Source organism: Tabrizicola sp. (genome assembly GCF_016793705.1).
Classification (GTDB): Bacteria; Pseudomonadota; Alphaproteobacteria; order Rhodobacterales; family Rhodobacteraceae; genus Tabrizicola.
Genome location: NZ_JAEULO010000024.1, coordinates 33,505 through 45,971, shown reverse-complemented (window position 1 = coordinate 45,971; position 12,467 = coordinate 33,505). Strand labels below are relative to the sequence as shown.

The window sequence follows — 12,467 nt, the reverse complement described above, 5'->3', positions numbered from 1 at the left end:
TTGGTATTGCGAGCCGCTTACGCGGCCAGCGCCACCGGAGCACGGTTGTCGTTGGCAACTGTGATCATGGACCGATAACGGTGGTACCTCACCGAGCGAAAGCTGGCCTCTTTGGTCGTTCGTCGATCCTATTTCGGCCCCATCTTCCCGCAACGAACGGGGTGTTGGTGGAGCCGCCGGGTACCGCCCCCGGGTCCGAGCCGATTATTACAGGTGCGTTTATCGCCATAGTCGGGGTTGCCCCCGACAGCGGTCAATATAGGGGGCAGGGGCGGGGGGCGCAAGGTGGGCGCGCCACGCGTGGACAGGTTTTCGGGGCATGGAAAATCAAGGGGTTGGATCTGGGCGTTAGGGAGTTGGAAAGGGGTCGGTGGTGGGCTTTCGAGCGGGGTATGCGAGCTTTGCGGGTGGTGTCAGGGTGTCGGGGGGTGGTGGTGGGTGGGTGCTGGGTTGGCACCTACCCCAAGATTGATGTCGGGGCATGGGGGGATCAGGGATGGTGCGTGAAATCACGCACCCTGCGTTTGCTGGCCGCCATGGATAGTGGTGGGTTGGCAACCGCCCTACGCTTGATGGTTTCGGCGGTTGCAACCGTTGCAAGGACCGAAAGGGCGACTGAAAGACGGAGCTCAAGCCAAAACGCCCGGGGTTTCCCTCGGGCGTTCCTTGGTCAGATGGCCGGGATCAGAACCCCGATTTGATCGACTCGAATTCCTCGATCATCCGTTCCCGCAATTCGTTGGTGGGGGGCGATTGCACGAAGAGGGGCGTCGTCACCGGGTCGACGTAAGCCGCCTTCAGCGCTTCGGCGGGGATTTCGGCCATGGCGGCATCGTTGGCCAGCGCATAGCCGATGGCGTCCAGGAGCGGCTGGGCCGAGGAATGCGCGAGGAGCGAGTTCATGAAGTCATAGGCCTTGTCTTCGCTTCCGGGGCCATCCTTGATGTTTACGAAGCCGCAATACCAGGTCGCGGCCCCCTCGGCGGGGGCGCGGTTGAAGCCGACGGGGAAGTTCTCGGCGGTCAGGATCGCCACCGGGTCGTTCCAGGACCAGGCGACCTGCACCTCGCCCGAGGCCATGAGCTGCGACAGTTCCGAGGGGTCGGACCAGTAGGCGCGGACGTTCGGGTGCACCTTGCGCAGCCAGTCGGCGGCGGCGGTGAACTGTTCGTCGGTCACATTGTCCCAGGAGGTCACGCCGGTGGCCATGAAGGCGAGCGACCAGACGTCGTCGGTGTTGTCCGGGAGCGCGATGCGGCCGGCATATTTGTCGGAGGCGAATATCTGGATCGAGGCCACGTCCTCGGCCGGGACCGTCTCGGCGTTGTAGGCGATGGCGGTATAGGCATAGTCGGTGGGCACGAACCAGACGCCCTGGTCATTGGTGAAGGGCTTGGTCAGGCGTTCGGGGATATTGGCGAATTCCGGGATCTTCGAGACATCCCAGGGTTCGATCAGGCCGGCATCCATGTAGCGCGGAACGGCAGCGGCGCAGGGGTGGACGACGTCGGCCTTGAAGCCGGAGGACACTTTCTGGAAGGCCTCGTCGTCGTCGGCGAAGAAGACGTAGCTGGGCTTTTCGCCGTTCTTGTCGACATAGGGTTGCAGCATGCCGTCGATTTCCCAGCCGGCCCAGTCGAGCACGGTCAGTTCGGGGTCGGCCGCATGGGCGGCTACAGTGAGTGCCAGGACCGAAGCGGCGCTGAACACGGAAAGGGAGAGACGGGTCATGAGTGCTCCTCTGCGCGACACGCGGCGGGTCCCGAAGGGCCCCCGGGTGTTCTTTTGTCGATGTGGAAGACCGGCCCCCTTGGCCCGGTCCATGGCGGAAAGGTGGTGGGGTCGGAAAAAAAGGACAAGGGGAAATTGCGGGAATCCGCGGCGGATGCGGAAGAAAGCGGCGCAAATCCCGGTGACGCGGCGGATGGGGCGGCGGAATCGGGCGATGGCGGGATGGCGGACGGGGTTGCGGCGGCGGGGCGGGGCGGATAGCGTGGCGGTCGAGGCCGGGACCCCCATGCAGGGCGCCCGGCTCTGGCCCGCAGAGAGACATCCGCGGGTCTGGCTGGAAGACCTGCCGCGGACCGGGATTTCCCGCCTCGCGTCGGGGCCATCCGGTCTGCGGCCCCAACAAGGAGCCGTCAGGTGGCGCTTGATCTAGACTTTGTCCGTTCGCAATTCCCGGCGTTCGCATCGCCGGTGCTTTCGTCGCATGCCTTCTTCGAGAATGCCGGGGGAAGCTATCCTTGCATGCAGGTGGTGGACCGGCTGACCCGGTTCTACCGCGACCGCAAGGTGCAGCCCTATGGGCCCTATCCGGGGGCCGAGGCCGGGGGGGCGGAGATGGACGAGGCGCGGGACCGGCTGGCGGCGATGATGGGGGTCCGCCGCGAGGAGGTGTCGTTCGGGCCCTCGACCAGCGCCAACACCTATGTGCTGGCGCAAGCGGTGCGGAAGTGGCTGGCGGGGACGGGCGGCGCGGTGGTGGTGACGAACCAGGACCACGAGGCGAACTCGGGCGTCTGGCGGCGGCTGGCGGAGGAGGGGATCGAGGTCCGCGAGTGGAAGCTGGACCCTGCCACCGGGTCGCTGGGGCTGGAGGCGCTGGGGGCGCTGCTGGCGGATGGCAAGGTGCGGCTGGTGTGCTTCCCGCAATGTTCCAACGTGATCGCCGAGATCAACGATGTGGCCGCCATCTGCGCGATGGCCAAGGCGGCGGGGGCGCGGACGGTGGTGGACGGGGTGAGTTATGCGCCGCATGGCTTCCCGGACATTCCGGTGCTTGGTTGCGATGTCTATCTCTTCTCGGCCTACAAGACCTTCGGGCCGCACCAGGGGATCATGGTTCTGCGCGAGACGTTCGGGTTCGAGCTGCCGGGGCAGGGGCATTTCTTCAACCACGGGGTGCTGTACAAGCGGCATACGCCTGCCGGGCCGGACCATGCGCAGGTCGCGGCCTGTGCGGGGATGGCGGATTACATCGACGCCCTGGCGGCGCGGCATGGGATCGGCGGGGATGCGGCGGCGCGGAATCGGGGGGTGCATGACCTGATGCGGGCGCAGGAGGTGGCGGTGATCCAGCCCTTGCTGGACTATCTGGGGCAGCGGAATGACGTGCGTCTCCTGGGGCCTCGGGAGGCCGGGCGGCGGGCGCCGACGGTTGCGGTGGAGCTGGATCGGGCTGCGGAGCCGGTGTCGGAGGAGCTGGGCCGCAACGGGATCGCCTGCTGGGCGGGGGATTTCTATGCCGTGCGGCCGCTGGAGGCCCTGGGGATCGACCGGGAAAAGGGGGTGCTGCGGATGTCGGCGGTGCACTATACCAGTGCCGAGGAGGTCAGCCGGTTGATCGCGGCGCTGGACCGGGTGCTGTGAGGGCAGCTTAACGGAGCGCTGGCGCGCAAGCCTTTGCGTTTGTCCCTGCGCGAAGAGTGCGCAGGGACGGTGTTGGGGGTTTTCCACCCCCGAGGATATTTGAGCAAATGTGAAAGGGATCGGGTGATCCGGGCTCGGAGACGTGGCGTATCGGTCCGATGGGAAAGGCTTGGGGAATGACCGACGGACCGTTGATCCTGTGGTTTCGTCGCGACTTGCGGCTCTCGGACCAGCCGATGCTGGCGGCTGCGGTGGCGTCGGGGCGTCCGGTGCTGCCGGTCTTCGTTCTGGACCCGGAGACCGAGGCTTTGGGCGCGGCGCCGAAATGGCGGCTGGGGTTGTCGGTCGAGGCCTTCGGCAAGGCGCTGGAAGGGGTTGGCCTGCGGCTGGTCTTGCGGCGAGGGCCGGCGCTGGCGGTGCTGCGGGGTCTGGTGGCCGAGACGGGGGCGGGCGGGGTCTGGTGGTCGCGGCTGTATGACCCCGCGAGCGTGGCGCGGGATACCGAGGTCAAGGCGGCGCTGAAGGGCGAGGGGATCGAGGCGCGGAGTTTCTCGGGACATCTTCTGCACGAGCCCTGGGAGGTGGAGACCGGGCAGGGCGGGTTCTACCGGGTGTTCACGCCCTATTGGAAGGCGATGCGGGGGATGGCGGTGGCGGCTCCGGCGGCGGCTCCGACGCGGTCGCGGGGGGTGGAGCGTTGGCCTGTGGGCGAGCGGCTGGCGGACTGGCGGCTGGGGGCGGCGATGAACCGGGGCGCGGCGGTGGTGGCCTGCTATCAGTCGGTGGGCGAGGCCGCGGCGCGGGAGAAGCTGGGGGATTTCCTCGAAGGGCCGGTCGATCGGTACAGTGAGATGCGGGATTTTCCGGGGGTCGCGGGAACCTCACGCCTGTCGGAGAACCTGACCTATGGCGAGATCGGCATCCGCGAGGTCTGGCATGCGGGCCTGCGGGCGCGGGCCGAGGGGCGGGCGGGGGCGGAGAGCTTCCTGCGCGAGCTGGCCTGGCGCGAGTTCAGCTCTCACCTGATGCATCACACGCCGAGGATCGTCAGCGGCAACTGGCGGGCGGAATGGGATGCCTTCCCCTGGCGCAGCGACAACCCGGAGGCGGAGCGCTGGCGGCGGGGGATGACGGGCGAGCCGCTGGTCGATGCGGCGATGCGGGAGATGTATGTCACGGGGACGATGCACAACCGGGCGCGGATGGTGGCGGCGAGCTATCTGACAAAGCATCTCATGACGCATTGGAAGGTCGGTCTGGACTGGTTCGCGGACTGCCTGACCGACTGGGACCCGGCGGCGAATGCGATGGGCTGGCAATGGGTGGCGGGGTCCGGGCCGGATGCGGCGCCCTATTTCCGCATCTTCAACCCGGCGGGGCAGGCGGAGAAGTTCGACGCGGAGGGACGCTATCGCCGCCGCTTCGTCGCGGAGCTGTCGCAGGCGCCGGGACCGGAGGCGATGGCCTTCTTCGAGGCCGTGCCGCGGTCTTGGGGGTTTGCACCGGGGCAGGCCTATCCCGCGCCGGTTGTCGACCTTGCCGAGGGGCGGGCGCGAGCCCTTGCGGCGTATGGCGCAGGAAAGGCTTGAGCGACGGCCCGACTTTGGTGAAACTGTCGCGAGCGACAGAGACCCAGGGGGGTGGGCCGATGGACGTGCTGACGACGGTGAAGGGACAGGCCGACCTGCCGCGCTGGTTTCCCACGGTCTTCGAGATCGCCGGACGGCTGGGCGAGGGGCGGCTTGACTTCGTGATGCCCGATGGCCGCAGGTTCCGCGCCGAGGGCAGGGCTCCGGGCATCGCGGCAGAGATCACGGTGCAGCATCCGGACCTTTTCGCGCGGCTTTTGCGCGAGGGCGACCTGGGCTTCTGCGATGCCTATCTGGACGGCTGGTGGACGACGCCCGACCTGCAAGCCTTTCTCGACCTGATCCAGCTGCCGGTGAACACGCTGGTCGGCGACGGCTTTCCCGGCCTGAGGTTGGTCCGGGCCTATGAGCGGCTGCGGTTCTGGATGCAGTCGAACTCGAAGCGGCAGGCGAAGAAGAACATCGCCCATCACTACGACCTGGGCAACGAGTTCTACCGGCTGTGGCTGGACGAGACGATGACCTATTCCTCGGCGATCTTCCAGAATCCGCAGGAAAGCCTGGAATCGGCGCAGCGGCGCAAATACGCCAGCATGATCGACCAGATGGGGGCCCGGGCGGGCGAGCATGTGCTGGAGATCGGCTGCGGCTGGGGGGGGTTCGCCGAATTCGCGGCGCAGGAGCGAGGGCTTCGGGTGACGGCGCTGACCATCAGCCAGGCGCAGCACGATTTCGCGGTGGAGCGGATCGCGCGGGCGGGGCTGGCGGATCGGGTGGAGATCCGGTTGCAGGATTATCGCGACGAGCGGGGCAGCTACGACGGGATCGCCAGCATCGAGATGTTCGAGGCGGTGGGCGAACGCTACTGGCCGGTCTATTTCGACGCGGTGCGCGAGCGGCTGAAGCCGGGGCGGAATGCCACCTTGCAGATCATCACGGTCGCGGACGCGCGCTGGCAGCTTTACCGGCGGGGAGTGGATTTCATCCAGAAGCACATCTTTCCGGGGGGGATGCTGCCCGCGCCCTCGGTGCTGCGGGCCGAGGTGGTGAAGGCGGGGCTGCGGGTCAAGGGAACCATCGAGTTCGGCGAGAGCTACAGCCTGACGCTCAGGCGCTGGCACGAGACCTTCACCGCCCGCTGGGCCGAGGTGAAGTCGCTGGGCTTCGACGACCGTTTCAAGCGGATGTGGGATTTCTACCTCGCCTCTTGCGCGGGCGCATTCCAGGGTGGAAACTGCGACGTGACGCAGATCACGGTGACGCGTCCCAGCTGAGGGGCTTCGAATGCCGACACCCATGCCGACCGGTGCCAAGCTGATGGCCGCAGCGAGTTTTGCGGTCGTGGGCTGGGTGCTGGCGAATTTCTACGCAATGAACATGCCCGACGCCTCTGCTGCCGGCCCGATCCGCGAGGTTGCGGCGCTGGTGGGCGCGATCACCGGCTGGAAAGTCATGGGACCGGCGGTCGGCAAGGGCTATGTCGAGGCGGCCGGCGCCGGGGTCAGGACCGCGATCGTGCTGGCCGTCGCGGCGCTGTTCCTGCTCGCGCTGGCCGAAATGCTCGATAACTCGGTCAAGATGCGCTATGACGGCGCGCTGGAGGCGCTGCTGGACATATTCCAGACGATGGCGCGGCGCTCGGGTGCGCTGTTGTCGGTGGGGGTGTTCGGGACGATTCTGTTCGGTGGCGTGCTGGGCGGGCTTCTGACCGAGAACGCCGGTCGGCGCTGGAAGTAGCATGTCCCTGGCGGATGCCATGGCCCCCGAGCTGCGGGACGCGGTGCTGGGCGATGCCCGGGGGCCCGAGGCCGAAGCGCGCGCGGGATTCTATCTGGCGGTGATCGGGGCGGCGCCGGACCGGCCGGGGCCGGAGGAGTTGGCGCTGGCCGGGCTGGTGATGCGGGCTTGGGGCCGGATTCCGGCGGAAGCGGTCGCGCGCCGCCTGCCGTCCCTGCGGGTGGAGGCGGCGAGCCGGGTGCGCGCGGCCGGGGCTGCGGGGCGAGGACTGAGGGTCGGCAGCGGCGAGGTGGAGACGGGCCGGGTCGAGCCGTCGCATGCGGGGTTCTTCGGGCTGGATGTGCACCGGCTGCGGCACCGGCGCTTCGACGGGGGGATGAGCCCCTGGCTGGCGCGCGAGGTCTTCGTGGTGGGCGATGCGGTGACGGTGCTGCCCTATGATCCGCTGCGCGACCGGGTGTTGCTGATCGAACAGATGCGGATGGGGCCGCTGGGGCGGGGCGATCCCTTGCCTTGGCAACTGGAGGCGATCGCGGGGCGGATAGACCCGGGCGAGACGCCGGAAGCGGCCGCGCGGCGCGAGGCGGTGGAGGAGGCGGGGCTGGTGCTGGGCGCGCTGGAGAAGGTGGCGGAATATTATCCGACGCCGGGGGCGGTGACGGAGTATCTGTATTCCTACGTCGCGCTCTGCGACCTGCCGGACGGGGTGGCGGGGGTCTTCGGCGCGGCGGAGGAGGCGGAGGATATCAAGGGGCATCTCCTGTCCTTCGACCGGTTGGTCGAGGTGATGGCGGCGGGGGAGATCGGCAATGCGCCGTTGTTGCTTACGGTTCTGTGGTTGCAGCGGGAACGGCGGCGGTTGCGGGGGTAGGGGGCGGTGGGTTTCACCCACCGTCCGTCAGAGGTTCAGGCTGACCCAGGCGCCGTTGCGGGCGGACGACCGCGCGCAGGCGTCGACGAAGGCCACACCTTCGAGCCCCTCTTTCAGGCCGGGGAAAGTGGTGCCTGCGGGCACCGGCTCACCGGCCTTGGCGGCGCGGATGGCGCGGGCGGCCTCGGTGTAGATGTTGGCGAAGCCTTCCAGGTAGCCCTCCGGGTGGCCGGGGGGCACGCGGGTGACGCGGGAGGCTTCGGGGCCTGATCCGGCGCCGCCGCGGGTGATCTTGCGTTTCTCCTGCCCGAAGGGGGTGAACCAGAGATAGTTCGGGTCTTCCTGCGCCCATTCCAGCCCGCCCTTGCTGCCGTAGATGCGCAGGCGGAGGCCGTTCTCGTTGCCCGGCGCGACCTGGCTGCACCAGAGCATCCCCTTGGCACCACCCTGGTAGCGCATGAGCACATGACCGTTGTCGTCCACCCGGCGACCGGGGACGAACGACGAGAGGTCGGCGGCGAGCGTGTCGAGCGTGAGGCCGGAGACAAAGTTCGCCAGATTGAAGGCATGGGTGCCGATGTCGCCGGTCGAGCCGCCAACACCGGAGCGGGCGGGGTCTGTGCGCCATTCGGCCTGCTTGTTGTCCACCGCTTCGGTCAGCCAGTCCTGCACGTATTCGACGTTGACGAGGCGGATCTCGCCGAGGTCGCCCGCAGCGATCATCGCCTTGGCCTGCCGGACCATCGGGTAGCCGGTGTAGTTGTGGGTCAGCGCGAAGACCACGCCGGAGGCCTCGGCGGCTTTCGCGAGCTTCTTCGCCTCTGGGAGCGTCGCGGTCAGGGGTTTGTCGCAGATCACATGGATGCCGCGCTTCAGGAACTGCATCGCGACGGGGGCGTGCATGTGGTTGGGGGTGACGATGGCGACGGCGTCGATGCCGTCCTTGCGGCGGGATTCCCTGGCAGCCATCTCGGCGAAGGAGGTATAGGCGCGGGGGACGCCAAGGTCCTGTGCCGAGGCGAGGGCCTTTTCCGGGTTGGAGGAGAAAGCGCCTGCAACCAGTTCATATTGATCATCAATCCGCGCGGCGATGCGGTGGACGGCGCCGATGAAGGCATCGCGTCCGCCGCCGACCATGCCGAGGCGAAGGCGTTCGGGGCGGGCGGTATGGGCGGCGTCGATCATTGGGTCACTCCAGTCCAAGCATGCGTCTGTTAGCGGCAACATCAGTACCCGCATCCGCGAAATCGTCAAAGGCCTTCTCGGTCACGCGGATGATATGGGCGTCAACGAAGGCCGCGCCTTCGCGGGCGCCGTCCTCGGGGTGTTTCAGACAGCATTCCCATTCCACCACCGCCCAGCCATCGAAACCGTATTGGGTGAGCTTGGAGAAGATGCCGCCGAAATCCACCTGCCCGTCGCCGGGGGAACGGAAGCGGCCCGCGCGGTCGACCCAGCTCTGGAAGCCGCCGTAGACGCCCTGGCGGCCGGTCGGGTTCAGCTCTGCATCCTTGACGTGGAACATGCGGATGCGATCGTGGTAGATGTCGATATGCTCAAGGTAATCAAGATGTTGTAGGATGTAGTGCGAGGGATCGTAGAGCATGTTGGCGCGGGGATGTCCCTTCACGCGATCCAGGAACATCTCATAGCTGATGCCGTCGTGCAGATCCTCGCCGGGGTGGATCTCGTAGGCGACGTCGATGCCGCAATCCTCGGCATGGTTCAGGATCGGCAGCCAGCGGCGGGCGAGCTCTTCGAAGGCTTCCTCGACCAGTCCCGCCGGGCGCTGTGGCCAGGGGTAGAGGTAGGGCCAGGCCAAGGCGCCGGAGAAGGTGGCATGGGCGGAAAGGCCGAGGTTCTTCGAGGCGGTCAGCGCCTTCTTCACCTGGTCCACCGCCCATTCCTGCCGCGCCTTGGGGTTGCCGCGCACGGACGGGGCGGCGAAGCCGTCGAAGGCGGTGTCATAGGCGGGGTGAACGGCGACGAGCTGGCCTTGCAGATGGGTGGACAGCTCTGTCACCTGAAGCCCTGCCTCCTTCGCAATTCCCTTGAACTCGTCGCACCAGGTCTTTGACGTGGCTGCCTTTTCCAGATCGAACAGCCGCCCGTCCCAGGAGGGGACCTGCACGCCCAGATAACCGCAATCGGCGGCCCATTGGGTGATTGACGCCCATGAGTTGAATGGCGCCGTGTCGCCTGCGAACTGCGCGAGAAACAGGGCCGGGCCCTTGATCGTCTTCATGCTTGGTCTCCTTTATCCGGCGCCGAGGCCGGTTTCCACCTGAACCGGGATTTCCAGCCGCTGGCGTTCGGTCCAGTCGCGCTTCTCGACCGCCGCAACCAGGGCCTTCGCCAGGAAATCACCGGCATGGCCCACATCTTCACGCACGATGATGATATCGCGGCGGAACCGGCGCAGCAGGGCGATGGCTTCCTTGCCCACCACGTCGAAATCGAGGCCCAGCACACGGCCGACGCGTTCTGCCCCGGCAATCGCCGCCATTCCGGCGGTGGTCGAACCGACGAGGATGCCGTCGGGCGGGTCCGGTTGCAGGAAGCGGGCGTGAACCGCGGCATCCACCGCATCGCCGCCGCTGTCGGAGTTGATGGTCTCGGCCAGCTCGAACGACAGGCCGCGCCGCGCCGCTTCATCAGAGAAGCCGTGGATCATGTGGCGGGCATACATATGCGCCTGCGGCGGGGCGACGAGGAACAGTCGCCTGCGCCCGCGCTCGGACATGGCGCGGACGCCGAGGCGGCCGAAAGCCTCGTTGTCGAAGTCGAAGTAGATGTGGTCGATGCCCATCGCGGTCCGGCCATGCGCGGCGAAGGGGAAGCCGTGGTCATGCATGTAGCGGATGCGGGGGTCGTCTTCCTTGGTCTGGTTCAGGATGATGCCGTCGGCGCTGCCCGTCTCGACGATGTAGCGGATCGGCTCCATCGGGTCCTGGTCGGGGAAGAAGGGCATGACGACCAGATGGTAGGCCGTGCCGCGCAGCGCGTTGGCGATCGAGTAGATCAACCGCGAGGTGTGGTTCATCACATCGGTTTCGGTCGACAGCACCAGCGCGATGACATTGGTCTTGCCGGTGCGCAGGCGGACGCCCGCGCGGTTCGGGCGGTAGCCGAGGCGGGCGGCGGTTTCGCGCACGCGGCGCTTGGTTTCCTCGCCGATATCGGGGGCGTCCTTCAGGGCGCGCGAGACGGTGGCGACGGCCAGGCCTGTCGCGACGGCGATGGTCTTGAGCGTGGGGCGCTCGGGCTCCGAATCGGTGGTCGGGAGCGGGACGCGATCAGCGGGCGGCGGCATGGTCGCCCTCCTCTTTCGCGCGGGATGAGCCGGGGAGGGGCGGAATCCCGGCAGCTGATTCGGATGGTAGCGCTATCTTCGCGGGCGCAGAAACCACCCGAACCGGGCAGGGGGGAATTGCCAGTCGGCGGGGCAGGTTGGCGAAGATTTGGCGCTGCGGCATCGGTCTGGTCTGGCCCGGTTTTCCGGCCCGAAAGGCGCGGATCATCGGCCCATGAAAACTTCTGCGCGGGGCGGCGACAAGCGAAAAGATCGGTTGATCGGTAAATCTATAACGTTATAGGCTGTTTCTATAACGTTATAGAAAACCGGGAGGAACGGATGAAGCTGACGAAACTGACGGCGGCGCTTTGTGCTTCGGTGGCGATGCCCGCCATGGCGACAGAGCTTGAAGTCACGCATTGGTGGACGAGCGGCGGCGAGGCGGCGGCGGTGGCGGAGCTGGCCAAGGCCTTCGACGCTTCGGGCGACAAATGGATCGACGGCGCCATCGCGGGCGGGGGCGGCACGGCGCGTCCGATCATGATCAGCCGGATCACCGGGGGCGACCCGATGGGTGCGACCCAGTTCAACCACGGCCAGCAGGCGCTGGAACTGGTCGAGGCCGGGCTGATGCTGGACCTGACCGACGTGGCCGAGGCGAACAACTGGAAAGAGATCGTCTATCCGCCAAGCCTGCTGGATGCCTGCACCGTCGACGGCAAGATCTATTGCGCGCCGGTGAACATCCACTCGCCGGAATGGCTGTGGCTGTCGAACAAGGTCTATGAGGACATCGGGATTCCGGTTCCGAAGGACTGGAACGAGTTCGTGGCGACCGCCCCGCAGGTGGAAGCGGCGGGCAAGATCCCGCTGGCCTTGGGCAACCAGCCCTGGCAGTCGAACCTGGCTTTCGGCGCGATGCAGATCGCCGTGGCCGGGCTTGACGCCTGGAAGGCGGTGAACGTCGACAAGAACATGGATGTCGCGGCCGGTCCGGAATATGCCAAGGTCTTCCAGGCGGCGGCGGATGCCCGGAAACTGGCGGCGAAGTCGACGGTTCAGGACTGGAACCAGGCGACCAATCTGGTGATCACCGATGAAGCCGCCGGGCAGATCATGGGTGACTGGGCACAGGGTGAATTCCAGGTGGCGAACGAAGTGGCCGGCAAGGACTATACCTGCCTGCCGGGCCTGGGCCTGAACGAGTACATCTCGACCGGTGGTGACGCCTTCTACTTCCCGAAACTGGACGATCCCGAGAAGGAAGCTGCCCAGAAGCGTCTGGCCGCGCTGCTGGTCAGCCCGGAAGTCCAGGTGGCCTTCAACCTGAAGAAGGGCTCGCTGCCGATCCGTGGCGACATCGACCTGTCGGCGGCCAACGACTGCATGAAGAAGGGTCTGGAAATCCTGGCCGGCGGCAACATCGTCCCCTCGGGCGACATGAACTGGAACCCGGACGTGCAGAAGCAGGCCGAAGACCTGATGGTGGAGTTCTGGAAGTCGGACATGCCGGCCGAGGAAGCCCAGGCGAAATGGGTGGAAATCCTGAAGTCGGGCCTCTGAGACCGGCTTGACCACCGGGGGCTGTCCGGCGACGGACGGC

10 protein-coding genes and 1 other RNA gene are annotated in these 12,467 nt (G+C 67.1%); 6 read left to right on the top strand and 5 right to left on the bottom strand.

Annotated features, from left to right (window positions below; translation table 11 throughout):
• Together ssrA and JNJ68_RS05165 are read right to left on the bottom strand one after the other, a co-directional pair.
• Positions 1-288: a transfer-messenger RNA gene (ssrA, locus tag JNJ68_RS05170) on the bottom strand; the annotation flags it as partial.
• 396 nt (positions 289-684) lie between these two features.
• A complete protein-coding gene (locus tag JNJ68_RS05165; RefSeq protein WP_294979836.1) occupies positions 685-1,731 on the bottom strand; it encodes an extracellular solute-binding protein in 1,047 nt (348 codons plus the stop codon).
• Between the two features lie 414 nt (positions 1,732-2,145).
• On the opposite strand from JNJ68_RS05165, the gene JNJ68_RS05160 reads away from it, so the two are divergent.
• From JNJ68_RS05160 to JNJ68_RS05140, 5 genes are all read left to right on the top strand, one after another.
• Positions 2,146-3,372, top strand: a complete 1,227-nt coding sequence (locus JNJ68_RS05160) for an aminotransferase class V-fold PLP-dependent enzyme (RefSeq protein WP_294979834.1) — start codon at positions 2,146-2,148, stop codon at positions 3,370-3,372.
• A gap of 176 nt (positions 3,373-3,548) precedes the next feature.
• Complete coding sequence (locus tag JNJ68_RS05155; RefSeq protein WP_294979832.1) at positions 3,549-4,961, top strand: deoxyribodipyrimidine photo-lyase; 1,413 nt, start codon at positions 3,549-3,551, stop codon at positions 4,959-4,961.
• 59 nt (positions 4,962-5,020) lie between these two features.
• On the top strand, positions 5,021-6,235 hold the full coding sequence (locus tag JNJ68_RS05150) for a cyclopropane-fatty-acyl-phospholipid synthase family protein (protein WP_294979830.1): 1,215 nt from the start codon (positions 5,021-5,023) through the stop codon (positions 6,233-6,235).
• Positions 6,236-6,257: 22 nt separating this feature from the next.
• Positions 6,258-6,698 carry a TrgA family protein gene (locus JNJ68_RS05145; RefSeq protein WP_294979828.1) on the top strand — a complete coding sequence of 147 codons (441 nt, stop codon included), beginning with the start codon at positions 6,258-6,260 and terminating at the stop codon, positions 6,696-6,698.
• Between the two features lies 1 nt (position 6,699).
• Positions 6,700-7,569: an NUDIX domain-containing protein gene (locus tag JNJ68_RS05140; RefSeq protein WP_294979826.1), complete on the top strand. Its 870-nt coding sequence runs from the start codon at positions 6,700-6,702 to the stop codon at positions 7,567-7,569.
• A gap of 27 nt (positions 7,570-7,596) precedes the next feature.
• On the opposite strand, the gene JNJ68_RS05135 is transcribed toward JNJ68_RS05140, so the two are convergent.
• The 3 genes from JNJ68_RS05135 to JNJ68_RS05125 are packed head-to-tail and all read right to left on the bottom strand — an operon-like array spanning position 7,597 to position 10,882.
• Positions 7,597-8,754 carry a Gfo/Idh/MocA family oxidoreductase gene (locus JNJ68_RS05135; RefSeq protein WP_294979824.1) on the bottom strand — a complete coding sequence of 386 codons (1,158 nt, stop codon included), beginning with the start codon at positions 8,752-8,754 and terminating at the stop codon, positions 7,597-7,599.
• A gap of 4 nt (positions 8,755-8,758) precedes the next feature.
• Positions 8,759-9,814 carry a sugar phosphate isomerase/epimerase gene (locus JNJ68_RS05130; RefSeq protein ID WP_294979822.1) on the bottom strand — a complete coding sequence of 352 codons (1,056 nt, stop codon included), beginning with the start codon at positions 9,812-9,814 and terminating at the stop codon, positions 8,759-8,761.
• Positions 9,815-9,826: 12 nt separating this feature from the next.
• On the bottom strand, positions 9,827-10,882 hold the full coding sequence (locus tag JNJ68_RS05125; RefSeq protein WP_294979820.1) for a LacI family transcriptional regulator: 1,056 nt from the start codon (positions 10,880-10,882) through the stop codon (positions 9,827-9,829).
• Between the two features lie 321 nt (positions 10,883-11,203).
• On the opposite strand from JNJ68_RS05125, the gene JNJ68_RS05120 reads away from it, so the two are divergent.
• The gene (locus JNJ68_RS05120; RefSeq protein ID WP_294979818.1) at positions 11,204-12,427 is read left to right on the top strand and encodes an ABC transporter substrate-binding protein; all 1,224 of its coding nucleotides are present in this window, start codon (positions 11,204-11,206) and stop codon (positions 12,425-12,427) included.
• Positions 12,428-12,467: the final 40 nt, after the last annotated feature.